General features: G+C 62.8%; 18 protein-coding genes and 1 other RNA gene. 10 read left to right on the forward strand and 9 right to left on the reverse strand.

Annotated elements, in window-relative coordinates:
• Window positions 1-23 precede the first annotated feature (23 nt).
• From ffs to BLR26_RS21810, 6 genes are all read right to left on the reverse strand, one after another.
• Window positions 24-120: signal recognition particle sRNA small type (gene ffs / locus BLR26_RS21785), an RNA gene on the reverse strand.
• Between the two features lie 116 nt (window positions 121-236).
• Window positions 237-1,409, reverse strand: coding sequence for a zinc-binding metallopeptidase family protein (locus BLR26_RS21790; RefSeq protein ID WP_093385461.1), 1,173 nt, complete (start codon window positions 1,407-1,409; stop codon window positions 237-239).
• Window positions 1,410-1,469: 60 nt separating this feature from the next.
• On the reverse strand, window positions 1,470-3,824 hold the full coding sequence (gene ligA / locus BLR26_RS21795) for an NAD-dependent DNA ligase LigA (RefSeq protein ID WP_093385466.1): 2,355 nt from the start codon (window positions 3,822-3,824) through the stop codon (window positions 1,470-1,472).
• An 80-nt stretch (window positions 3,825-3,904) separates the two neighbouring features.
• Complete coding sequence (gene zipA, locus BLR26_RS21800; RefSeq protein ID WP_093385470.1) at window positions 3,905-4,774, reverse strand: cell division protein ZipA; 870 nt, start codon at window positions 4,772-4,774, stop codon at window positions 3,905-3,907.
• Between the two features lie 204 nt (window positions 4,775-4,978).
• Window positions 4,979-8,467: a chromosome segregation protein SMC gene (smc, locus tag BLR26_RS21805; RefSeq protein WP_093385473.1), complete on the reverse strand. Its 3,489-nt coding sequence runs from the start codon at window positions 8,465-8,467 to the stop codon at window positions 4,979-4,981.
• A 2-nt stretch (window positions 8,468-8,469) separates the two neighbouring features.
• A complete protein-coding gene (locus tag BLR26_RS21810; protein ID WP_045200438.1) occupies window positions 8,470-9,129 on the reverse strand; it encodes a GntR family transcriptional regulator in 660 nt (219 codons plus the stop codon).
• 272 nt (window positions 9,130-9,401) lie between these two features.
• On the opposite strand from BLR26_RS21810, the gene xdhA reads away from it, so the two are divergent.
• The 4 genes from xdhA to guaD all read left to right on the forward strand — a co-directional run bounded on the left by xdhA (window position 9,402) and on the right by guaD (window position 15,506).
• Window positions 9,402-10,856 carry a xanthine dehydrogenase small subunit gene (gene xdhA, locus BLR26_RS21815; protein WP_093385476.1) on the forward strand — a complete coding sequence of 485 codons (1,455 nt, stop codon included), beginning with the start codon at window positions 9,402-9,404 and terminating at the stop codon, window positions 10,854-10,856.
• Complete coding sequence (xdhB, locus tag BLR26_RS21820) at window positions 10,849-13,245, forward strand: xanthine dehydrogenase molybdopterin binding subunit (RefSeq protein ID WP_093385481.1); 2,397 nt, start codon at window positions 10,849-10,851, stop codon at window positions 13,243-13,245. Before xdhA ends, xdhB begins: the two co-directional genes overlap by 8 nt.
• A 100-nt stretch (window positions 13,246-13,345) precedes the next feature.
• On the forward strand, window positions 13,346-14,191 hold the full coding sequence (gene xdhC, locus BLR26_RS21825; RefSeq protein WP_045200432.1) for a xanthine dehydrogenase accessory protein XdhC: 846 nt from the start codon (window positions 13,346-13,348) through the stop codon (window positions 14,189-14,191).
• A 10-nt stretch (window positions 14,192-14,201) separates the two neighbouring features.
• Window positions 14,202-15,506 (forward strand): guanine deaminase, encoded by a 1,305-nt coding sequence (gene guaD, locus BLR26_RS21830; RefSeq protein WP_045200430.1) that lies wholly within the window; start codon window positions 14,202-14,204, stop codon window positions 15,504-15,506.
• Here guaD and aqpZ read toward each other — a convergent pair.
• Together aqpZ and BLR26_RS21840 are read right to left on the reverse strand one after the other, a co-directional pair.
• Window positions 15,503-16,195, reverse strand: a complete 693-nt coding sequence (gene aqpZ / locus BLR26_RS21835) for an aquaporin Z (protein ID WP_371128685.1) — start codon at window positions 16,193-16,195, stop codon at window positions 15,503-15,505. The two genes, guaD and aqpZ, sit on opposite strands and share 4 nt — an antisense overlap.
• A gap of 169 nt (window positions 16,196-16,364) precedes the next feature.
• Window positions 16,365-17,132 carry a GntR family transcriptional regulator gene (locus BLR26_RS21840; RefSeq protein ID WP_036994364.1) on the reverse strand — a complete coding sequence of 256 codons (768 nt, stop codon included), beginning with the start codon at window positions 17,130-17,132 and terminating at the stop codon, window positions 16,365-16,367.
• 359 nt (window positions 17,133-17,491) lie between these two features.
• Between BLR26_RS21840 and BLR26_RS21845 the strand changes: the two genes are divergently transcribed.
• Window positions 17,492-18,841: an NCS2 family permease gene (locus tag BLR26_RS21845; protein ID WP_045200426.1), complete on the forward strand. Its 1,350-nt coding sequence runs from the start codon at window positions 17,492-17,494 to the stop codon at window positions 18,839-18,841.
• Between the two features lie 180 nt (window positions 18,842-19,021).
• Here BLR26_RS21845 and uraH read toward each other — a convergent pair whose 3' ends face one another.
• Window positions 19,022-19,375: a hydroxyisourate hydrolase gene (uraH, locus tag BLR26_RS21850; protein WP_010225132.1), complete on the reverse strand. Its 354-nt coding sequence runs from the start codon at window positions 19,373-19,375 to the stop codon at window positions 19,022-19,024.
• Between the two features lie 398 nt (window positions 19,376-19,773).
• On the opposite strand from uraH, the gene puuE reads away from it, so the two are divergent.
• From puuE to BLR26_RS21875, 5 genes are all read left to right on the forward strand, one after another.
• The gene (gene puuE / locus BLR26_RS21855; protein ID WP_045200424.1) at window positions 19,774-20,700 is read left to right on the forward strand and encodes an allantoinase PuuE; all 927 of its coding nucleotides are present in this window, start codon (window positions 19,774-19,776) and stop codon (window positions 20,698-20,700) included.
• Entirely contained in the window at window positions 20,700-21,215 is a 516-nt protein-coding gene (gene uraD, locus BLR26_RS21860; protein ID WP_045200422.1) for a 2-oxo-4-hydroxy-4-carboxy-5-ureidoimidazoline decarboxylase, read from the forward strand. The genes puuE and uraD overlap by 1 nt, the downstream gene beginning before the upstream one ends.
• 104 nt (window positions 21,216-21,319) lie before the next feature.
• Entirely contained in the window at window positions 21,320-21,823 is a 504-nt protein-coding gene (locus BLR26_RS21865) for an ureidoglycolate lyase (RefSeq protein WP_045200421.1), read from the forward strand.
• A gap of 50 nt (window positions 21,824-21,873) precedes the next feature.
• Window positions 21,874-23,199: a urate hydroxylase PuuD gene (locus BLR26_RS21870; protein ID WP_045200420.1), complete on the forward strand. Its 1,326-nt coding sequence runs from the start codon at window positions 21,874-21,876 to the stop codon at window positions 23,197-23,199.
• Between the two features lie 133 nt (window positions 23,200-23,332).
• Entirely contained in the window at window positions 23,333-24,688 is a 1,356-nt protein-coding gene (locus BLR26_RS21875) for a nucleobase:cation symporter-2 family protein (protein WP_045200418.1), read from the forward strand.
• Window positions 24,689-24,806 lie beyond the last annotated feature (118 nt).

Consider the following 24,806-nt stretch of genomic DNA (forward strand, 5'->3'; position numbering starts at 1 on the left):
CCAACAGGCAAGATGGGTGGCGACCCCACCAGCCACACCCCGGCACACAATGTTCCCGCTGTGGCTGCTTCCTTCCGGATCTGACCAGGTTCACGGGTAATCGTTGCGGGGGGACCGATGGGGTCACCATAACGCATGCTCATCTGGCTACGAGCCGCGCCATTGTACCGGCATCAACTCAAGATACAACCACTAAATTTAAAAAAACCATCACCACTCAATGACTTGGCATTGCTTCACGGGAGCGCAGCACCCGCTTGGTCGGCTATCGGTGACGTTGGCTGGGTGACCCGCAGGTGGATAAAGTGCAGCTTGGCAACCACCGCTTTGCCCAGCACGAACGGATAGAGATCCACCTGGCCCATGCTGCGCGACAGCTCATTGAGCATTGCTGACAGCTCGACCCAGGCATTGATAAAGGCGAGAAACTCCTTTGCCCCGGGGTCGTCCGGGCGATAGAGGTCCTCACGCGTGAACGGCGGGAAGTCCAGCTCCAGGCTGCTGGCATTCATGCCCAGTGCCAGCGCGGTGTCGAGCGCATCGGTCATGTGCAGGTAGTGTGCCCAGGTTTCAGCCCAGTCTTCCCAGGGGTGCATGGTCGCATAGGCACTGACGTGAGCAGCCGCCCAATCACTTGGCGCCCCTTGCTGATAGTGACGTTCCAGCGCCTCGCTGTAGCTTTCGCGCTCGTCACCGAACAGGTCACGAAAGCCGTCGAGCCAATGGCTGTCGGCAATCAGACGATCCCAATAGTAGTGACCGACTTCATGACGCAGGTGGCCCAGCAGGGTGCGATAGGGTTCGTGCAGTTGCACGCGCACCCGCTCGCGCCAGTCATCATCGGCCTCGCGCACGTCGAGAGTAATCAGGCCATTGGCATGGCCGGTGATGGGCGCGTTGCCCTCAAGATCGACGCCGATGAAATCAAAGGCCAGGCCCGGGCCGTCCTGCGCGCTTTTCGGCTCCACCGGCAAGCCCAGGTGCAACAGCTGCGCGGTCAGCCGGCGCTTGGCGGTTTCCAGCTTGCGCCAGCGCGGGTGATTTTCAGCAATGCCAAGGTCGGGGATGGTGCGGTTCAGGCGACAGGCCAGGCACAGGTTGTCGGGCTCATGCTCGGCCAGCAGCCAGTTGCAGGCCGCCGGGGTGTCAAGGTTGGCACAGCGACGCAGCGGCCCGGCTTCAGGCTCGCCATCGAGCAGCCAGAGCCCCTCTGCAGGGCCGGGCGACAGGCTGGCGACACGGTTACTGAGCGGCCAGTAGCCCAGTGCCGACTGGCAGGCCAGGCACTGGCTGTTGCGAAAGAACACCGACTGCCCACACCGGCATTGCCAGACCCGATCCGGACGCTGCTGCTGGCTGACGAAGGGCGCCGCGATCCTGGCGCCCAGCTGTTCGAAAAAACGGTACATGGCGATCCCTCCTGGCTGCCTGCCAAGACTAGACCATGGCGAACGCCACCAGTGCCGCCTTTAGACCTCGATACCCTGCCCGGCCAGGAAGCTGACAAAAGCATCTTCATCCAGCACCTTCAGGCCCAGCTCATTGGCCTTGGCCAGCTTCGAGCCGGCGCCGGGGCCGGCGACCACGCAGTGGGTCTTGGCCGAGACCGAGCCCGCAACCTTGGCCCCCAGGCTTTCCAGCTTGTCCTTGGCCACGTCGCGGCTCATGCGCTCCAGCGAACCGGTCAGCACCCAGGTCTGGCCGGCCAGAGGCAAGCCTTCGGCGACTTTCTTCTCGCTCGACCAGTGCATGCCGAAGTCGCGCAGTTGCGCTTCGATAGCCAGGGCCAGGGCGGCATTCTCAGGCACCTGGAAGAACGCGCGCACCGCTTCAGCCGGCTTGGCCGCCAGGGCCTGGCGCAGGTCGATGCCATCGGCGGCGATGATCTTCTCCAGGCTGTCGAGCTTGGCCACCAGCTTCTCGGCACCGGTGGGCCCGACCGAGGGAATATCCAGTTTGGCAATCAGCCCGGCCAAGGTGGTACTCGCAGCGAATTCGGCGCCCAGCTCGCCTTCATCCTGCAATTGCAGGCCGCGCTCAAGCAACTGGGCGATCACTGTGCGGTTGTGTTGGTCTTCGAAAAAGCTGTGGATCTCGTGGGCGACTTCCAGGCCGATATCCGGCAGGTAGGTCAGCACTTGCGGCAACGCCGCCATGACCCGCTGCAACGAACCCAGCGAGCGCGCCAGGACCTTGGCGGTCTCCTCGCCCACGTCCGGGATGCCCAGTGCATAGATGAAACGCGCGAGGCCCGGCTGCTTGCTCGCCTCGATCGCCGCCAGCAAGTTCTTGCTCGACAGTTCGGCAAAGCCCTCGAGGTCGACAATCTGCTCGAACGTCAGCTGGTAGAGGTCGGCTGGCGAACGGATCAGGCCTTCATCCACCAGTTGCTCGACGCTCTTCTCGCCCAGGCCTTCGATGTCCATGGCCCGCCGCGATACATAGTGGATGATCGCCTGCTTGAGCTGCGCAGCGCAGGCCAGGCGGCCGACGCAACGGTACACGGCGCCCTCGCTGACGGTCTCCTTGCCCTTGCTGCGCTTGACCAGCTGGGTGCGCTCGACTTGCGAGCCGCACACCGGGCACGCGGTAGGAATGTGCACCGGACGGGCGTCTTCAGGGCGACGCTCGGTGACCACCTGCATGACCTGCGGGATCACATCGCCGGCGCGGCGGATGATCACCGTGTCGCCGATCATCAACCCCAGGCGCGCCACTTCGTCCATGTTGTGCAAGGTGGCATTGGACACCGTCACACCCGCCACCTTGACCGGCTTGAGCCGGGCCACGGGAGTTACCGCGCCAGTACGGCCGACCTGGAACTCGACATCCAGCACTTCGGTCAGCTCTTCCATGGCCGGGAACTTGTGGGCAATCGCCCAGCGTGGTTCACGGGCACGGAAGCCCAGCTCGCGCTGGGAAGCCAGGCTGTTGACCTTGAACACCACGCCGTCGATCTCGTAAGGCAGCTCGTTGCGCCGGGCGCCGATATCGCGGTAGTACTCCAGGCACTCGGCAACGCCAGCGGCATGGCGCAGCTCGCGGCTGATCGGCATGCCCCAGGCCTTGAGCTGCTCCAGGGTGCCGATATGGGTGTCGGCAATCGGCGCCGAGACCTGTCCGACGCCGTAGCAGCAGAACTCCAGCGGGCGGCTGGCGGTGATTTTCGAATCAAGCTGGCGCAGGCTGCCGGCGGCAGCGTTGCGCGGGTTGGCGAAGGTCTTGCCGCCGGCGTCGATCTGCGCCTGGTTCAAGCGCTCGAAACCGGCCTTGGACATGAACACCTCGCCGCGCACTTCCAGCACCGTCGGCCAGCCCTCACCCTGCAGCTTGAGCGGAATGTTGCGCACGGTGCGCACGTTAACGCTGATGTCTTCGCCGGTGGTGCCATCGCCACGGGTGGCGCCCTGCACCAGTTGCCCGTCGCGGTACAGCAGGCTGACCGCCAGGCCGTCGAGCTTGGGTTCGCAGCTGTAATCGACGGCGGCGCCATCACCCAGCAGGTCACCGGCCGGCAGGTCCAGGCCCTCGACCACGCGGCGGTCGAATTCGCGCAGGTCGGTTTCTTCAAAGGCGTTGCCCAGGCTGAGCATCGGCACTTCGTGACGCACTTGGCTGAACGCCGAAAGCGCCGAGCCACCGACACGCTGGGTCGGCGAGTCAGCGGTCACCAGCTCCGGGTGTTCAGCTTCCAGGGCCTTGAGTTCATTGAACAGGCGATCGTATTCGGCGTCTGGCACGCTCGGCTCATCCAGCACATAGTAGCGATAGTTGTGCTGGTCGAGCTCGGCGCGCAGTTCAAGGATTCGGAATTCGGCGGTCATGGTGTGTCGTCTCTTGCAAAGCAAAAGAGCAGCCTTGGCTGCTCTTGCGTGTTTCTTATCGCGGGGCAAGCCCGCTCCTACTAGCGCTTCTGGGTCAGCGCGCGGCGCTCGAACTCGACAATGCGCTGGCGGTAGTGCTCGATGGTCTGCGCGGTCATCACGCTGCGCTGGTCATCCTTGAGCTCGCCATTGAGTTCGTGGGCCAGCTTGCGCGCTGCCGCCACCATCACGTCGAAGGCCTGCTTGGGGTGACGCGGGCCTGGCAGGCCGAGGAAGAAGCTCACCGCGCGAGTGCTGAAGTGATCGATGTCGTCGAGGTCGAACACACCGGGCTTGACCGCGTTGGCCATCGAGAAGAGTACTTCGCCATTACCGGCCATGCTTTCGTGACGGTGGAAGATATCCATTTCACCAAAGCGCAGGCCGCTTTCAAGAATGTTCTGCAGCAATGCCGGGCCCTTGAAGCCGCCTTCATCGCGGGAAATCACACTGATCACCAGTACTTCTTCAACCGGCGGCAGGTCTTTGTCCGGCGCGGAACCGTAGCCGCTGGTTTTCGGGCTTTCATCCGGGAAGTCGTCGTTGGCATTGCCAAACAGGTCCGGCTCACGCGGTTCGGCGGCCAGGTTCAGGTCGCCCTGCTGAGGCTCGCTGCCGCGCTTGTTGCGCTTGCTCTTGCCGACCTTGGGTTCACGCTCACGCTCACGCCCGGCACTCATCGACGGCAGATCGTGTTCGTCCAGCGCTGGCTCTTTGTGGTTGTCGAGCACACGCGGCTCACCGATCACTTCAGGGGAGCTGTCATCGTCCGGCAGGTTGGAAAAGCTGCGGTCCAGACGGAATTTCAACTTGCCCTTGCCGCCGCGCATGCGGCGCCAGCCGTCGAAAAGAATACCGGCAATGACAATAATGCCGATGACGATCAGCCACTCGCGCAGACCGATTTCCATGTAATCCCGTGCCTCTGTAAAAAATGCTGAAAAATAAAGGGTTTAAACCCCTTTAAAACGTGGCGCCAACTCTATGTTCTGACAGGCGTTTTACCCACGCAAAAAAATAAGTGACATTAAGCTAGCACGACCAAAGATAACTTTACACCGTCTGTCGCAACTGACAGGGCCATTTACCGCAGGTTCACGCGTTATTGCTTCAAATCAGGCGTCGACCATGGCCATCGCCTCCTCCACATCCACCGCCACCAGCCGTGAACACCCCGGTTCATGCATGGTCACGCCCATCAGTTGATCGGCCATCTCCATGGCAATCTTGTTGTGGGTGATGTAGATGAACTGCACCGTCTGGCTCATCTCTTTCACCAGCCGGGCGTAACGCCCGACGTTGGCATCGTCCAGTGGCGCATCGACTTCATCGAGCATGCAGAACGGTGCCGGGTTCAACTTGAAAATGGCAAATACCAGGGCCAGGGCGGTCAGCGCTTTCTCACCGCCCGAGAGCAGGTGGATGGTGCTGTTCTTCTTGCCCGGTGGCCGCGCCATGATCGTCACCCCTGTATCGAGTAGATCTTCGCCCGTCAGTTCCAGGTAAGCGCTGCCACCACCGAAAACTTTTGGGAAAAGTGCCTGTAATCCGGCATTTATCTGATCAAAGGTATCTTTGAAGCGGTTGCGGGTTTCCTTGTCGATCTTGCGAATGACGTTCTCGAGGGTGTCCAGGGCTTCGACCAGATCGGCGTCCTGGGCATCCAGGTAGCGCTTGCGTTCGGACTGCTGCTGGTACTCGTCGATGGCCGCCAGGTTGATCGCACCCAGGCGCTGGATACGCGCATCGATGCGTTCGAGCTCCTGTTCGGCTTCCTGCTCGCTGGCCTGCTCGCCCAGGGTCGCCAGCACCCCGTCGAGGTCGTAACCGTCGGCGAGCAGTTGCTCCTGCAAGGTCTTGCGCCGCACGCTCAGCCCTTGCCACTCCAGGCGGTGCTGCTCGAGCTGGCCACGCAGCAACTGCGATTGCTGTTCGGCCTGGGTGCGGCGTTTTTCGGCATCACGCAGCTCGCGGTCGGCTTCGTCCATGTGCAGGCGCGCCTGACGCATCTCGTCGTCGACGCTCATGCGTTTTTCCAGCAGCTCTTCAAGCTTGAGGCGCAGCTCTTCGAGCGGTGCCTCGCCCTCCTCCAGGTTCAGGGTCAGCTGTTCGCGTTTTTCGCTCAGGCGCTCGGACTGCAGCTCCAGCCGCTCCAGGGCCTGGCGGGTGGAATCGTGCTGGGCGCGCAGCGACCCCAGGCGCACGGCCAGCTGGTGGCCGTGGTCCTTGTGCTGGCGGGCTTCCTGGCGCACCCGGTCGAGGCGCTCGCGCAGGCTGTCGCGTTGGGCCAGCAACAGTTCGCGCTGTTCGGTGTCCTGGGCCATCAGGTCGAGGGCTTCCTGCAGCTGCAGGCGCGACTCACCGAGGTTTTCGTGCTCGATGCTGCGTTGTTCAAGCAGCTCGGCGAGCTCTTCTTCCAGACGCCGGCGGCGCAGGCTCAACTGCTCGGCGCGGGCCTTGCCGGCCGAGAGCCTGGCGTTGAGCTCGCTTTGCTGGCGCGCTTGGTCCTGGGCGCTGCGACGCAACTGCTCGCGGCGCTCTTCCAGTTCTTGCTGCTGCTCGCGCAGTTCCTGCAATCTGGTTTCCAGTAGCTCCAGCGCCGCTTCATGCTCTTGCAGTTCTTGGCCCAGGCGCTCCAGTTCCTGCCCACGGGCGAGTACGCCACCCTGGGCGTCGCTGGCGCGGCTGACACGCAAAAAGTGCCGGCCAACCCAGTAGCCGTCACGGCTGATCAGGCTTTGCCCGTCTGCCAGCTGAGCGCGCAAGGCCAGGGCCTGATCGAGGCTCTCCACCGGTTTGACCTGGCCGAGCCAGGGCGCCAGATCGATGCGCCCCTCGACCTTGTCGAGCAGGCTGCCGGGAATACGCACGCCTTCGCCGCGGCTGGCGAGCAGGCGCAACTCGCCCTGATCGAAGGCACTGAGGTCCAGGCCATTGAAGTCTTCGACCACTACCGCCTGCAGGTCGGCGCCGAGCACGGTTTCCACCGCCAGCTCCCAACCCGGCTCGACGCGCAGGCCTTCAGCCAGGCGCGGACGCTGCTCCAGGCCCTGCTCGCGCAGCCATTGCGCGGTACCGCTGCCGGGGTCGAGCGCCGCCTGCTGCAAGGCTTCGAGCGAAGCCAGGCGGCCGCCCAGGCGCTGCAATTCGCCCTGGGCTTGCTGCTGGGCCTGCACCGCCTGCTGCAGTTGTTCGCGCAGGGTTTCTAGCTGCTCGACGACCTGCAGCTCTTCTAGCTGTAGTTCTTCGAGCAGCAATTCACTGCTGGCCACCTGCTCGCCCAGTTCGAGGATTGCCGCGTCTTCCGGGTCGGCGCTGAGCTGGTCGCGCTCTTCGCCAAGCTTGCGCTGGCGCTCGGCCAAGCGCTCGAGGCTGGTTTCCAGCTGCTGGATACGCGCCTGCTGCACTTCGGCCTGGCGCCGCGGTTCGGCCGAGCGGGTGTTGAAGCTGTCCCACTGCTCCTGCCAGCCGTGCATGGTGGTTTCGGCGTCTTCCAGGGTGGCGGCGGCCTCTTCGGCGGCGGCCAGGGTCAGCTCCTGCTCGGGTTCGAGCATCTGCAGCTCTTCGCCCAGGGTGGCGAGCATCGTGCGGTCGTGGCCCAGGTGCGACTCGGTTTCGAGGCGCGCGCGCTCGGCTTCCTTGAAGTCATCCTGCAACTGGCGCAAGCGCTGCTGGCCGTGCTGGATGCTCTGCTCGACCCGGGCGATATCGCCGCCAACCGAATAGAAACGCCCCTGCACCAGGTTGAAGCGCTCGGACAGCTCGTGATGGCCATCACGCAGGCGCTCGATGCTGGCATCGGCATTGCGCTGCTCGGCCACCAGCGCTTCGAAGGCCACTTCCTGATCGCCAATCACCGCTTCGCGCTGGCCGACCTGATCGTTCAGGGCCTGCCAGCGCAGGGCTGCCAGTTGCGCCTTGAGCTGGCGTTCCTCGGCCTTGTATTCCTTGTACTTTTCGGCCGCCTGGGCCTGGCGATGCAGACGTTCGAGCTGGCGCTCGAGCTCTTCGCGCAGGTCGGTCAGGCGTTCGAGGTTCTCGTGGGTACGGCGGATGCGGTTCTCGGTCTCGCGCCGGCGCTCCTTGTACTTGGAGATGCCCGCCGCTTCTTCGATGAAATTGCGCAGGTCCTCGGGCTTGGCTTCGATCAGCTTGGAGATCATCCCCTGCTCGATGATCGAATAGCTGCGCGGGCCCAGGCCGGTGCCGAGGAAGATATCGGTAATGTCCCGGCGCCGGCATTTGGCGCCATTGAGGTAGTAGGTGTTCTGCCCGTCGCGGGTCACCTTGCGGCGAATGGAGATTTCCGCATACGCCGCGTACTCACCGACCAGGGTACTGTCGGAGTTGTCGAAGACCAGTTCGATACTGGCCTGGCTCACTGGCTTGCGGCTGGTCGAGCCATTGAAGATGACGTCGGTCATCGACTCGCCGCGCAGGTTTTTCGCCGAGCTTTCGCCCATCACCCAGCGCACCGCGTCGATGATGTTGGACTTGCCGCAGCCATTGGGCCCGACCACCGCTGCCATGTTGCTGGGGAAGTTGACCGTGGTCGGGTCGACGAACGACTTGAACCCGGCCAGGCGAATGCACTTTAAGCGCATGCTCAGGCAGTCGCCAGCGCCGCCAGCACCAGCTCGCAGCTGCGCTGGCAGTACTCGGCCAATACCGTGCGGATACGCACCTGGTCTCGGGCCACCACGGCTTCGAGCAGGTTGGCGAACAACACCAGGAAGTCGTTCATGTTGGCCTTGCGCTGGTCCAGCGCCAGGTAATAGGTACGACTCATGGCCGGCTGCAGGTTCTCGACGGTTTCCTGCAGGTACGGATTGTTGGCAAACGGATAGGCGGCGCGCATCACCGCGAAGCTTTCATCGACGAAGGCGCGGATGTCCTGGCGCTCGAACGCGCCGGTCAGGCGCTGCTGGATCTTGAGGAACGGATGCAAATCGCCATCGTTGCGCCAGTTAAGGGCCACGGCGTTGCCGAGCAGGTTGTACAGCTCGCCCATCAGCGTGCACAGGCTGCGCACATTGTGCTCATTGAGCTCGGTCACATGGGCGCCACGGCGCGGCAGGATGGTCACCAGGTGGCGGCGTTCGAGGATCAACAGCGCCTCGCGCACCGAGCCACGGCTGACATTCAATGCCTGGGTGACCTTCTGCTCCTGGATCCGCTCGGCGGGCTTGAGCTCGCCGCGGATGATCCGCTCGGCCAGATAATGGGCAATTTGCTCGGAGAGGCTGTCCGGCGCCTTGAACGTCATGGTTTTCCTTCAAAATCATTGAACTGTGCACAAGCGCCGAATTGTAGCGCACTTGCCCCCGCGCCGCGCAGTGGCCATGCAGCAGAAGTTGGCACGATTGGCGCAAAAGATTCGGATCACGCAGGGCCAACTATGCTCATAACAGAGCACCTGTGAAAGGGCGGAAGCGCCACGAGAAATTTCCTGACCCAAAGGTCAGAAAATTGTTGACCTGAAAATCAAGTCTGCTTACAGTCCGCTCAACAACAATAAGTCGCTTGTGAGGCCTTCCCGTGATCCAGTTTCTACTTAACCAGGAGCTGCGCAGTGAGCATGCCCTGGACCCCAACCTGACCGTGCTCGAGTATCTTCGTGAACACCTGGGCAAGTCCGGTACCAAGGAAGGCTGCGCCAGCGGCGATTGTGGCGCCTGCACCGTGGTGGTCGGCGAGCTGGCCGAGGGCGAGGACGGCGGCGAGCACATTCGCTACCGCAGCCTCAACTCGTGCCTGACTTTTGTCTCCTCGCTGCACGGCAAACAGCTGATCAGCGTCGAAGGGCTCAAGCACCAGGGCAAGCTGCACAGCGTGCAACAGGCCATGGCCGATTGCCACGGCTCGCAATGCGGCTTCTGTACTCCGGGCTTTGTCATGTCGTTGTTCGCCCTGCAAAAGAACAGCGACGCACCCGATCTGCACAAGGCCCAGGAAGCCCTGGCCGGCAACCTCTGCCGCTGCACCGGCTACCGGCCGATCCTCGCCGCCGCCGAGCAGTCGTGCTGCCAGGCCCAGCCGGATCAGTTCGACAGCGGCCAAGCGCAGACCATCGCCCGCCTCAAAGCCATCGCCCCAAGCGAAACCGGCGAGCTCAACAGCGGCGACAAGCGCTGCCTGGTGCCGCTGACCGTGGCCGACCTGGCCGAGCTGTACGGTTCGCACCCCGAAGCCCGCTTGCTGGCCGGCGGCACCGACCTGGCGCTGGAAGTCACCCAGTTCCACAAGACCCTGCCGGTGATGATCTATGTCGGCAACGTCGCCGAACTCAAGCGCATCGACACTCAAGCCGAACACCTGGAAATCGGCGCGGCCACGCCATTGACCGACTGCTACGACGCCCTGAGCCGCGAATACCCGGATTTTGGCGAACTGCTGCACCGCTTCGCCTCGCTGCAGATCCGCAACCAGGGCACCCTGGGCGGCAACATCGGCAACGCCTCGCCGATCGGCGACTCGCCGCCCCTGCTGATTGCCCTGGATGCGCAGATCGTCCTGCGCAAAGGTGACAACACCCGCACCCTGGCCCTGGAAGACTACTTCATCGACTACCGGATCACCGCGCGTCAGGAAAGCGAGTTCATCGAGAAGATCATCGTGCCACGGGCCCGCGCCGACTGGGCGTTCCGCGCCTACAAGGTGTCCAAGCGCCTGGACGATGACATCTCGGCAGTCTGCGCGGCATTCAACCTGCGTATCGAGAACGGTGTTGTCGGCGCCGCGCGCATCGCCTTCGGCGGCATGGCGGCGATTCCCAAGCGCGCCCGCGCCTGCGAAGCGGCGCTGGTCGGCAAGGCCTGGAACCAGGCCAGCGTCGAGCGCGCCTGCCAGGCCCTGGCCGAAGATTTCACGCCGCTCTCGGATTTCCGGGCGAGCAAGGAATACCGCCTGCTCAGCGCGCAGAACCTGTTGCGCAAGTACTTCATCGAACTGCAAACGCCGCACATCGAAACTCGGGTGACCGCTTATGTCTAACCATCACGTCGCCAAAAGCCAGGCCGAAATGGCAGAACTGTTCAGCCAGGACCTGACCACCGGGGTCGGCCGCAGCCTCAAGCACGACAGTGCCGACAAACATGTGTCGGGCGAAGCGGTGTACATCGATGACCGTCTGGAGTTTCCCAACCAGTTGCATGTGTATGCGCGCCTGTCCGACCGCGCCCACGCCCGGGTGCTGAGCATCGACACCAGCCCCTGCTACGCCTTCGAGGGCGTGCGCATCGCCATCACCCATGAAGATGTGCCGGGCCTCAAGGACATCGGCCCGCTGCTGCCCGGCGACCCGCTGCTGGCGATCGACACCGTCGAGTTCGTCGGCCAGCCAGTGGTTGCCGTCGCTGCCCGTGACCTGGATACCGCGCGCCGCGCGGCGATGGCCGCGATCATCGAGTACGAAGACCTGGAGCCGGTGCTGGATGTGGTCGAGGCACTGCGCAAGAAGCACTTCGTGCTCGACAGCCACACCCACCAGCGCGGCGATTCGGTCAGCGCCCGGGCCAGCGCCCCGCACCGCCTGCAGGGCAGCCTGCACATCGGCGGCCAGGAGCACTTCTACCTGGAAACCCAGATCTCCTCGGTAATGCCTACCGAAGACGGCGGGATGATCGTCTACTGCTCGACCCAGAACCCCACCGAAGTGCAGAAGCTGGTGGCCGAAGTGCTCGACGTGCCGATGAACAACATCGTCGTCGACATGCGCCGCATGGGCGGCGGTTTCGGCGGCAAGGAGACCCAGGCGGCAAGCCCCGCCTGCCTGTGCGCGGTCATCGCCCACCTCACCGGCCAGCCGACCAAGATGCGCCTGCCGCGGGTCGAGGACATGCTGATGACCGGCAAGCGCCACCCGTTCTACATCGAGTACGACGTCGGCTTCGATGACAACGGCCGCCTGCATGGCATCAATTTCGACCTGGCCGGCAACTGCGGTTGCTCGCCGGACCTCTCGGCCTCGATCGTCGACCGTGCGATGTTCCACGCCGACAACGCCTATTACCTCGGCGATGCCACCATCCACGGCCACCGCTGCAAGACCAACACCGCCTCCAACACTGCCTACCGTGGCTTCGGCGGCCCGCAAGGCATGGTCGCCATCGAGGAGGTGATGGACCATATCGCCCGCCACCTCGCCCTCGACCCGCTGGCGGTGCGCAAGGCCAACTACTACGGCAAGACCGAGCGCAACGTCACCCACTACTACCAGACCGTCGAGCACAACATGCTCGAAGAGATCACTGCCGAGCTCGAAGCCAGCAGTGACTACGCCGAGCGCCGCGAATCGATCCGCCGCTTCAACGCCAACAGCCCGATCCTGAAAAAAGGCCTGGCGCTGACCCCGGTAAAATTCGGCATCTCGTTCACCGCCAGCTTCCTCAACCAGGCCGGCGCCCTGGTGCATATTTACACCGATGGCAGCATTCACCTGAACCACGGTGGCACCGAGATGGGCCAGGGCCTGAACACCAAGGTCGCGCAGGTGGTAGCCGAAGTGTTCCAGGTGGATTTCCAGCGTATCCAGATCACCGCGACCAACACCGACAAGGTGCCCAACACCTCGCCGACCGCGGCTTCCAGCGGCGCCGACCTGAACGGCAAGGCGGCGCAGAATGCCGCCGAGATCCTCAAGCAGCGCCTGACCGAATTTGCCGCACGCCAGTACAAGGTCAGTGAAGAGGACGTCGAATTCCGTAACGGCCATGTGCGCGTGCGCGATGAAATCCTCAGTTTCGAAGCGCTGGTACAACAGGCCTATTTCGCCCAGGTGTCGCTGTCGAGCACCGGTTTCTACAAGACCCCGAAGATCTATTACGACCGCAGCCAGGCCCGCGGCCGGCCGTTCTACTACTTCGCCTTCGGCGCAGCCTGCGCCGAGGTGATCGTCGACACCCTGACCGGCGAGTACAAGATGCTGCGCACCGACATCCTGCACGACGTCGGCGCCTCGCTGAACCCGGCCATCGACATCGGCCAGGTCGAGGGTGGTTTCATCCAGGGCATGGGCTGGCTGACCACCGAAGAGCTGGTGTGGAACGCCAAGGGCAAGCTGATGACCAACGGCCCGGCCAGCTACAAGATCCCGGCGGTAGCGGATATGCCGGTGGATTTGCGGGTGAAACTGGTGGAAAACCGCAAGAACCCGGAAGACACGGTGTTCCATTCCAAGGCCGTGGGCGAGCCGCCGTTTATGCTCGGCATTGCCGCCTGGTGCGCGATCAAGGACGCCGTGGCCAGCCTTGGCGATTACCGCGTGCATCCGCTGATCGATGCGCCAGCGACGCCGGAGCGGGTGCTCTGGGGCTGCGAGCAAATGCGCAAGGCGCTGGCGGCGCAGCAGCCTGCTGCCGAGGTTGAGACAGTCGCTCCGTAGGGCGCCAATCGCGGGTCAAGCCCGCTCCCACAGTGGACTACTGTGGGAGCGGGCTTGACCCGCGATGAGGCCAGAACAGGCACCACATAGGTAACTGAACATGCACACCTGGATCAACGCCCTGTCCGACCTGCAGTCCCGCGGCGAGCCCTGCGTTCTGGTGACCATCATCGAAGAGCGCGGCTCGACGCCGCGCAACGCCGGCTCGAAGATGGTCGTCAGCGCCGAGCAGTTGTTTGACACCATCGGCGGTGGCCACCTGGAATACAAGGCCATGCATATCGCCCGGCAAATGCTCGCCGAGCGCCGCGAAGCGCCGCATCTGGAGCGCTTCAGCCTCGGCGCCAGCCTCGGCCAGTGCTGCGGCGGTGCCACCGTGCTGCTGTTTGAGCCGATGGGCCAGGTTCAGGCGCAGATTGCCGTCTTCGGCGCAGGCCATGTCGGCCGCGCTCTGGTACCCTTGCTCGCCGCCCTGCCCTGCAAGGTGCGCTGGATCGATTCGCGCGAGCAGGAATTCCCCGAGAGCATTCCCGCCGGGGTCAGCAAGATCGTCAGTGAAGAGCCGGTGGATGAAGTCGATGAGCTGCCCGCTGGCAGCTACTGCATCGTCATGACCCATAACCATCAACTGGATCTGGAACTGACCGCGGCGATCCTCAAGCGCAATGATTTCACCTGGTTCGGCCTGATCGGCTCGAAGACCAAACGCGTCAAGTTCGAGCATCGCCTGCGCGAGCGCGGCTTTGCCGAGGAGCGCCTGCAGCGCATGCGTTGCCCGATGGGCATCGCCGAGGTCAAGGGCAAGCTGCCGATCGAGATTGCCGTGTCGATTGCCGCAGAAATCATTGCCACCTACAACGCAAGCTTTGGCCAGCACAACAACGCTGCCAACGCCGGCCCCATTGCCCAATTGCTGCCGCCATCACGGCGCAGCCAAGCCATATGACGAGAGCCCTATGAGCGCAACCCGCAAAGCCTACCGTGCCGCCATCCTGCACAGCATCGCCGACCCTGCTGAAGTAGGCGTCGAAGCCTCCTATCAGTATTTCGAAGACGGCCTGCTGGTGATCGACAACGGCAAGATCAGCGCTGTCGGTCATGCCCGCGACCTGCTGCCGAGCCTGGCCGCCGACATCGAGGTCGAGCACCATCAGGACGCCTTGATCACCCCGGGCTTTATCGACACCCATATCCATTTCCCGCAGACCGGCATGATCGGTTCCTACGGCGAGCAGTTGCTGGACTGGCTCAACACCTACACCTTCCCCTGCGAAAAGCAGTTCGCCGACAAGGCGCATGCCGACAAAGTCGCGAAAATCTTCGTCGAGGAATTGCTGCGCAACGGCACCACCACCGCCCTGGTGTTCGGCAGCGTGCACCCGGAATCGGTCAATGCCTTCTTCGAAGAAGCCGAGCGCCTGGACCTGCGGATGATCGCCGGCAAGGTGATGATGGACCGCAACGCCCCGGACTACCTGACCGACACCGCCGAATCCGGTTATGTAGAAAGCAAGGCGCTGATCGAGCGCTGGCATGGCAAGGGCCGCCTGCACTACGCAGTGACCCCGCGTTTTGCGCCGACCAGCACTCCGGAGCAACTGGCCCTGGCCGGCCAGCTGCTGGGCGAATACCCCGACCTGTACATGCACACCCACCTGAGCGAGAACCTCAAGGAGATCGACTGGGTCAAGGCGCTGTTCCCGGAGCGCAAGGGCTACCTCGACGTCTACGATCACTACAAGCTGCTCGGCCAGCGCTCGGTGTTCGCCCACGGCGTACACCTGTGCGACGACGAATGTCAGCGCCTGGCCGAAACCGGCTCGGCCGTGGCCTTCTGCCCGACTTCCAACCTGTTCCTCGGCAGCGGCCTGTTCAACCTGCCGCAGGCCGAGAAGTTCAAAGTAAAGGTCGGCCTGGGCACCGACGTCGGCGCCGGCACCAGCTTCTCGCTGCTCAATACCCTGAACGAAGCCTACAAGGTCATGCAGTTGCAGGGCGCGCGCCTGAGCCCGTTCAAGTCACTGTACCTGGCAACCCTGGGCGGCGCCCGGGCGCTGAGCCTGGATGACCGTATCGGCAGTCTGCAGCCGGGCAACGATGCCGACTTCGTGGTCCTCGACTACAAGGCCACAGCGTTGATGGACTACCGCATCCAGCAGTCGAACAGCATCGACGAGACGCTGTTCGTGCTGATGACCCTGGGCGATGACCGCACCGTCAAGCAGACCTTCGCTGCCGGGCGCTGCGTGCATCAGCGCTAAGGCTCGCGGAACAGCCCCTTGTACAGCGCGCCGCCGATCACCGCCCCGATCAGCGGCGCGACCCAGAACAGCCACAGCTGCTGCAACGCCCAGCCACCGACGAAAATCGCCGGGCCGGTGCTGCGCGCCGGGTTCACCGAGGTATTGGTGACCGGTATCGAGATCAGGTGGATCAAGGTCAGCGCAAGGCCGATGGCAATCGGCGCAAAGCCTGCCGGGGCACGGCTGTCGGTGGCGCCCATGATGATCAGGATGAACATCGCGGTCATCACCACTTCACTGGCAAAGCCTGCCGCCAATGAGTAGCCGCCGGGGGAATGCTCGGCATAGCCGTTGGACGCCAGCCCCGCCGACAACTCGAAACCGGCCTTGCCGCTGGCAATGAAGTAGATCACCGCCGCACCGAGAATTGCCCCGACCACCTGGGCGATGACGTAGGGCAGCAGGTCTTTGAGTGGAAACCGCCCACCCACCACCAGCCCGACCGACACTGCGGGGTTGAGGTGGCATCCGGAAATATGGCCAATGGCGAAAGCCATGGTCAGCACGGTCAGGCCGAAGGCCATGGCCACTCCGACCAGGCCGATACCAATGGGGAACGAGGCGGCGATCACCGCACTGCCGCAGCCACCCACCACCAGCCAGAACGTCCCGATCAGTTCAGCACCCATGCGTTTGCTCAGGGGCATCGACATATACCAGTCCTCAAGTAGTTGAAGTTCTACGCAAAGCGCGCAAGCCCAACTGCTTGATGAAGGTTTGCGGTGGATCAGGTGAGAATCTAGCAGAGGCTGGATAACCTGCCAGTGGCCTGAAACGCATCGCGGGGCAAGCCCCGCGATTTGATGTTACTGGCCTTCAACCCTTGAGCGGTGCAACCCCACCCCGCTTCTTGGTTTGCAGCAGGTGCGAGAACACCGCGTGCAGGTCATCCGAAGCGCTGTCTTCGTCGAGGTTGAGCTTGCTGTCGATGTGGTCCATGTGGTGCATCATCAGGCTCACCGCCTGGTTGACGTCACGGGCCTCGATGGCGTCGATCAGCTGCATGTGCTCGTCGTAGGAGCAGTGCGAGCGGTTGCCGCTTTCGTACTGGGCGATGATCAGCGAGGTTTGCGACACCAGGCTGCGCTGGAAGCTGATCAACGGGGCGTTGCCCGCCGCTTCCGCCAGTTTCAGGTGGAACTCGCCAGACAGGCGAATGCCGGCACCGCGATCGCCACGGGAGAAGCTGTCGCGCTCTTCGCGGACCATCTGGCGCAGTTCGTTGAGTTGCTCGGCGGTGGCGTGCTCGACCGCAAGCTCGGTGATCGCGCGCTCTACCATGCGCCGCGAGAAGAACACCTGGCGGGCCTCTTCGACCGTCGGGCTGGCCACTACCGCGCCGCGGTTGGGCCGCAGCAGCACCACGCTTTCGTGGGCCAGGCGCGACAGCGCGCGACGGATGATGGTGCGGCTGACGCCGAAGATCTCGCCCAGGGCTTCCTCGCTCAACTTGGTACCCGGCGCCAGACGCTGCTCGAGGATGGCCTCGAAAATGTGCGCGTAGACGATATCGTCCTGGGTTCCGCTACGACCGGCCTTGCCGGTACGCACTGGTTTCTTGAGAGGTTGCAGCTGTTCGTTCATGGGCACTCGAGCACGGAGATCCGCCAGTCGGACCCTGACTGTAATACCAGCCAGAGGGGCGATGGCAAGTCCTGGTAAGAAAATTAAACGATTAAGGTATTGGCACATTGTACACAGCCGCAGGGATTTCTGCAGGTGCCGATGGCCTTTATAGCTACGCCTGCAAATTATCTGGCCACAACAACGAAAACATTATTTGCATTCTTTGTATACAAACGCATAATCCATCCGTGCAACTTCCTGACCCAGAAGTCAACAAACGGTCCGGTGGCCTGCCATCCCATCCGCCTCACAGAGCCCCCCAGTGCGTGCGCAGGACTGGTTCTGGAAAACAAGAAAAGACTTGAGGAGTACACGCTGTGGAAAGCCGCAAATCCGACGCCCCTACGCTGGATCTTGCCCCACCGCTCGAAACGAGCTGGCTGGAGCGGATTTTCAAACTCAAGCTACATGGCACCACCGTCAAAACCGAGATGATCGCCGGGTTGACCACCTTCATCACCATGGCCTACATCATTTTCGTCAACCCCAACATCATGGCCGATGCCGGCATCGATCACGGTGCGGCGTTTGTCGCCACCTGCATCGCTGCCGCCCTCGGCTGCCTGTTGATGGGCCTGTACGCCAACTGGCCGGTCGGCCTGGCACCGGGCATGGGCCTGAACGCCTTCTTTACCTACACCGTGGTCGGGACCATGGGCTACACCTGGGAAGCCGCGCTGGGCGCGGTATTTGTCTCCGGGGTGCTGTTCATGCTGCTGACTTTGTCGCGGGTGCGCGAATGGCTGCTCAACAGCATTCCGGTCAGCCTGCGCCATGCCATGGGTGCCGGCGTCGGATTGTTCCTCGGACTGATCGGTCTTAAAACCGCAGGGATTGTCGTCGACAGCCCGGCGACCCTGATCAAGCTCGGCTCGCTGCACGAGCCCGGCCCGCTGCTGGCAGCCATCTGCTTTCTGATGATCGCGGTGCTCAGCTACCACCGGGTGTTCGGCGCGATCCTGATCAGCATCATCAGCGTCACCCTCGCCGGCTGGGGCCTGGGCCTGGTCGAGTACGGCGGCTTGTTCTCGCTGCCGCCGAGCCTGGCACCGACCTGGATGGCCATGGATGTTGCCGGGGTGTTCAACGTCAGCATGATCGCGGTGGTGTTTGCCTTCCTCTTCGTGCACATGTTCGACACCGCCGGCACCCTGATGGGCGTGGCCCAGCGGGCCGGCCTGGTGAATGCCGACGGGCGCATCGAGAACCTGTCACGGGCGCTTAAAGCAGACAGCGCCTCGAGCGTGTTCGGCGCGGTGGTTGGTGTACCGCCGGTGACCAGCTATGTAGAGAGCGCGGCAGGTGTCGCCGCCGGCGGCCGTACCGGACTGACCGCGGTGGTAGTCGGCCTGTTCTTTATCGCCGCCATGTTCTTCGCCCCGCTGGCCGGGATGATTCCTGCCTACGCCACGGCTGGCGCGCTGATCTATGTGGCGATGCTGATGATGGGCAGCATGGCCCACATCAACTGGGATGAAGCCACTGACAGCATCCCGGCGATCGTCACCGCGATCATGATGCCGCTGACCTTCTCGGTCGCCGACGGCATCGCCCTGGGCTTTATCACCTATGTGGTGCTCAAGGCCGGGACCGGACGCTACAAGGAGATCTCGGCCAGCCTGTGGGTGCTGACGGCGATCTTCATTGCCAAGTTCGTGTTCCTCTAACACGGCACACTGCGACAACAGGGCCTCACCTTCGGGTGGGGCTTTTTGTTGTGTGTGAGGGACCTATCGCGGGTCAAGCCCGCTCCTACACCCGCGATGAGGCCGCAGAAAAATCACAGGCAAAAAAAAGCCCGCAGTGTGAGCGGGCAAGGGACCTACGAAGATTCTTCTAGCGACCAACTAGCTTCCACGATAGGTCGAGTAACTGTACGGCGAGATCAACAGCGGCACGTGGTAGTGATCCTGTTCGGCGCTGATGCCGAAACGCAGTACCACCACGTCAAGAAAAGCAGGCTCGGGCAGTTGTACGCCGCGGGCACGGTAGTAGTCGCCGGCGCTGAACTGCAGCTGGTAAACGCCGCTGCGGTAATCATCGCCTTGCAGCAGCGGTGCGTCGCAACGGCCATCGCTGTTGGTCAGGGTAGTGTTCACCAGTTCCAACTGCTGGCCTTCGACCCGGTACAGCTCGACCTTGATCGAGCTGCCAGGGCAGCCATGAGCGGCATCCAGTACATGCGTGGTCAAACGTCCCATTGCTTGCTCGCCTCTGTTCTATCTGTGGGCAAAAAATACCCGCACGCCAGCGTCAGGAAGCCCGACAACGTGCGGCTGTCGGATTATTAAGACATTTTTCTATGAAATTGTACACAATAATTCGGTATTCTTTCCTGGCACGCCGCTCATCCCCTGTAAATAGGCCATCAGTCGCAAAACCACGCCAATAGCCGACGCATCCGTCATTAGCTGACCGATCAGGCAGGTTTCTTGCAGGGCTCCTTATAGAGGTGGGAGTGGCCAAAAAGGCAAAGAAAAGCGAAAAAACAGGCTTACAAATCGCAAACAAAGTTGTATACAATCATTCCATCGTCGTGGCCGATACCCTACCCGGGTGCCCACGCCCTCCGTATTCACGTACAAGAAGGAAGACTGCAGTGAGCGCTGATTACCCTCGCGACCTGATCGGTTACGGCAACACCCCACCTCATCCGCGCTGGCCGGGGAATGCCCGCATTGCTTTGTCTTTCGTGCTCAACTACGAAGAAGGTGGCGAACGCAACATCCTTCACGGTGACAAAGAGTCCGAAGCCTTCCTCTCGGAAATGGTCGCCGCCCAGCCGCTGCAGGGCGCGCGCAACATGAGCATGGAATCGCTGTACGAGTACGGCAGCCGTGCCGGCGTCTGGCGCCTGCTCAAGCTGTTCAAGGACACCGGCGTGCCGCTGACCATCTTCGCCGTGGCCATGGCCGCCCAGCGCCATCCGGACGTGATCCGCGCCATGGTCGAAGCCGGCCACGAGATCTGCAGCCACGGCTACCGCTGGATCGACTACCAGAACATGGACGAGGCCCAGGAACGCGAGCACATGCTCGAAGCCATCCGCATCCTCACCGAACTCACCGGTGAACGGCCGCTGGGCTGGTACACCGGCCGTACCGGGCCGAACACCCGGCGCCTGGTGATGGAGGAAGGCGGCTTCCTCTACGACAGCGACACCTACGACGACGACCTGCCTTACTGGGAACGCAACAACCCCACCGACAAGCCGCACCTGGTGATCCCCTACACCCTGGACACCAATGACATGCGCTTCACCCAGGTACAGGGTTTCAATTGCGGCGAGCAGTTCTTCCAGTACCTCAAGGACGCCTTCGATGTGCTCTACGAAGAAGGCGCCGAGGCGCCGAAAATGCTCTCGATCGGCCTGCACTGCCGCCTGATCGGTCGCCCGGCGCGCCTGGCTGCGCTCAAGCGCTTCGTCGAGTACGCCAAGAGCCATGACCAGGTCTGGTTCGCCCGGCGCGTGGACATCGCCCGTCACTGGCATGCCACCCACCCTTTCCAAGCCGAGAACGCCTAATGACCGCATTCAAGACCCTGAAGCCTTCGACCCTGGACCGCACAGCGTTTGTCGAAGCCTTCGCCGACATCTACGAACACTCGCCATGGGTTGCCGAAAAGGCCTACGACCTCGGCCAGTTGCACGAAGCCGACCAGATCGAAGCCCTGCACCAGCGCATGAGCGACATCCTCCTGAGCGCCGACCACGCCGCCCAGCTGGCGCTGATCAATGCTCACCCGGACCTCGCCGGCAAGGCCGCGATCCAGGGTGAGCTGACCGAATCGAGCACCAATGAACAGGCCGGCGCCGGTATCCACCAGTGCACCGCCGAAGAGTTCGAGCGTTTCACCGAACTCAACGATGCCTACAAAGAAAAGTTCAAGTTCCCGTTCATCATGGCGGTCAAAGGCAGTAACCGGCACCAGATCCTCGCCGCCTTTGAAAAGCGCATCCACAACTCGGTCGAGGCCGAGTTCAAGGAAGCGCTGGCGCAGATCAACCTGATTGCCCTGTTCCGCCTGCTGCAGCTTTAAGGGCGTCGACCGCAGGGCTGGCCCGAGTGCGCGACGCGAGCGTACCCAGGGCCTGACCGGCGCCACAACGGCACCCTCCACAACACAGAATAAAGAGAATCCGCATGCGCACTTTAGTGATTGAGCCCCTGAGCAAAGAAGCCTTCGCCCCTTTCGGTGACGTGATCGAAACCGACGGCAGCGACCACTTCATGATCAACAACGGCTCGACCATGCGCTTCCATCGTCTGGCCACGGTCGAAACCGCACAACCCGACGACAAGGCGATCATCAGCATCTTCCGCGCCGATGCGCAGGACATGCCCCTGACCGTACGCATGCTGGAGCGCCATCCGCAGGGCAGCCAGGCTTTCATTCCGCTGCTCGGCAACCCCTTTCTGATCGTGGTCGCGCCCGTTGGCGATGCACCTGTATCAGGCCTGGTCCGTGCCTTCATCAGTAATGGAAGGCAGGGCATCAATTACCATCGCGGCGTCTGGCACCACCCGGTGCTGACGATCGAAAAGCGGGATGACTTCCTGGTGGTTGATCGCAGTGGCACTGGCAACAACTGCGATGAGCATTTTTTCAATGAGGATGAGCAATTGATCCTCGCCCCCCACCAATAAGAGAAGACCTGAGCGCCCGGCTACAGGGTGCCAGGGTAGAGGTAAAGACTGTGGAAGCACATCTGTTGGAATGGCTGAACCTGAGCGTGCGTTGGGTTCACATGATCACTGGCGTGGCATGGATTGGCGCGTCGTTCTACTTTGTCTGGCTGGAAAACAACCTCAACCGGGCTAACCCGCGCGACGGTCTGTCCGGCGATCTCTGGGCGATTCACGGTGGCGGGATCTACCACCTGGAGAAGTACAAGTTGGCTCCGCCAAAAATGCCGGAGAACCTGCACTGGTTCAAATGGGAAGCCTACTTCACCTGGATGTCGGGTATCGCCCTGCTGTGCCTGGTGTTCTACTGGAACCCGACCCTCTACCTGCTGGCCCCTGGCAGCACCCTGAGCGGTGGTGAAGGGATTGCCATCGGTGTCGGTTCGCTGATCGCCGGCTGGTTCATCTACGACTTCCTCTGCGACTCGCCACTGGGCAAGCGCCCTGGCCTGCTCGGCCTGGTCCTGTTCGTGCTGGTCATTGCCGCCTGCTACGGCTTCAGCCAGGTGTTCAGCGGCCGCGGCGCGTACCTGCACACCGGCGCGATCATCGGCACCATCATGGTCGGCAACGTGTTCCGCATCATCATGCCGGCCCAGCGCCAGCTGGTGGCCGCCATCGAAGCCAACCAGACCCCCGACCCGCTGCTGCCAGCCAAGGGCCTGCTGCGTTCGCGACACAACAACTACTTCACCCTGCCGGTGCTGTTCATCATGATCAGCAACCACTTCCCGAGCACCTATGGCAGCCAGTACAACTGGTTGATCCTGGGCGGTATCGCGGTGGCTGCGGTGTTGGTGCGTCACTACTTCAACACCCGTCATGACAGCAACAAGTACGCCTGGACCCTGCCGGTCGGCGCCCTGGCGATGATCTGCCTGGCTTACGTTACCGGCCCTGCGCCGATGCCGACTGCGCCACAGCAGGCCGCCGCCAAGGTTGAGTACCAGCCGCTGCCGGAAACCGCCCTGGGTGGCAAGACCGCTGCCGAGAAAGCCGCCGAACAAGCTGCCGCCCCTGCCCAGCCAGCCGCCCCTGCTGCTGCCCCGGCCGAGGCCACCGCCAAGCTCGACGATGCCGGTTTCGACAAGATCCACAGCGTCATCCAGGAACGCTGCGCGGTGTGCCATTCGGCCAAGCCGACCAGCCCGCTGTTCAGCGCCGCCCCTGCCGGGGTGATGCTCGATACCCCGCAGCAGATCCAGCAACAGGCCGCGCGCATCCAGGCGCAAGCGGTAGCCACGCAGATCATGCCCCTGGGCAACATCACGCAGATGACCCAGCAGGAACGTGAACTGATTGGCGCCTGGGTCGCCAAGGGAGCACCGACCAACTAAGGCAGCCGCAAGCTGCCAGCTGTAAGCGGCAAGCAAAAAAAAGCTGCAAGCCAAGCGTGACCTCCTGCTTCTTCTTGAAGCTTGGCGCTTGAAGCTTGCAGCTCCAAGAATAAAAACAAAACCGAGGTGTTGCATGTCCGAGTCACGCAAGGCGTACATCCCTGTTGCGCCCCCACGACAGCCACTGCCCCTGTTCCAACTGTTCCTGGTGGGTCTGCAGCATGTGTTGCTGATGTACGGAGGCGCGATTGCCGTGCCGCTGATCATCGGTCAAGCCGCCGGACTTTCTCGTGAAGAAGTCGCTTTCCTGATCAATGCCGACCTGCTGGTCGCTGGTGTCGCCACCATCGTCCAGTCGTTCGGCATTGGTGCTGTCGGCATCCGCATGCCGGTGATGATGGGCGCAAGCTTTGCCGCGGTCGGCAGCATGGTGGCCATGGCCGGCATGCCCGGCGTCGGCCTGCAGGGGATTTTCGGCGCGACCATCGCCGCCGGCTTCTTCGGCATGATCATCGCGCCGTTCATGTCCAAGGTGGTGCGCTTCTTCCCGCCCCTGGTGACCGGCACGGTCATCACCTCGATCGGCCTGTCGCTGTTCCCGGTTGCCGTCAACTGGGCCGGCGGCGGCGCCGATGCCGCACCCTTCGGCTCCCCCGTGTACCTGATCGTCGCCGGCCTGGTGCTGGCCACCATCCTGCTGATCAACCGCTTCATGCGTGGCTTCTGGGTCAATGTCTCGGTGCTGATCGGCATGGGCCTGGGCTACATCATCGCCGGCTCCATCGGCATGGTCGACCTCACCGGCCTGAGCGAAGCGCCCTGGGTCCAGGTCGTCACCCCGCTGCACTTCGGCATGCCGACCTTCAGCCTGGCGCCGATCCTGTCGATGTGCCTGGTGGTGGTGATCATCTTTGTCGAGTCCACCGGCATGTTCCTCGCCCTGGGCAAGGTCACCGACCGTGAAGTCACCCCGGGCATGCTGCGCCGCGGCCTGATGTGCGATGCCGGCGCATCGTTCGTGGCCGGCTTTTTCAACACCTTTACCCACTCCTCGTTCGCCCAGAACATCGGCCTGGTGCAGATGACCGGCGTGCGTTGCCGCTACGTTACGGTAGTTGCCGGAGGTTTTCTGATCCTGCTCAGCCTGCTGCCAAAAGCGGCGTTCCTGATTGCCTCGATTCCGCCAGCAGTACTCGGCGGCGCCTCGATTGCCATGTTCGGCATGGTCGCCGCCACCGGCATCAAGATCCTCCAGGAAGCCGACATCGCCGACCGTCGTAACCAGTTGCTGGTGGCCGTCAGCGTCGGCATGGGCCTGATCCCGGTGGTGCGCCCCGAATTCTTTGCACAGATGCCGCAGTGGATGGAACCGATCACCCATAGCGGCATTGCCATGGCCACCGTCAGCGCGTTGATCCTCAACCTGCTGTTCAACATCCTCGGTGGCGCCGAGCGCGCCGCCCACAACGATACCGCCCACCAGCACTGAGCCTTTGGGCGGCGCTTGCCGCCCGGCGTCACCCGAGCAACATGCAAGGCCGTCGACCCGTGGGAGCGGGTCGGCCGGGGCGCTTCGCGCCAAAAAACCGAAAACCAACAATAACAAA

It is taken from the genome of Pseudomonas sp. UC 17F4 (assembly GCF_900101695.1).
Classification (GTDB): Bacteria; Pseudomonadota; Gammaproteobacteria; order Pseudomonadales; family Pseudomonadaceae; genus Aquipseudomonas.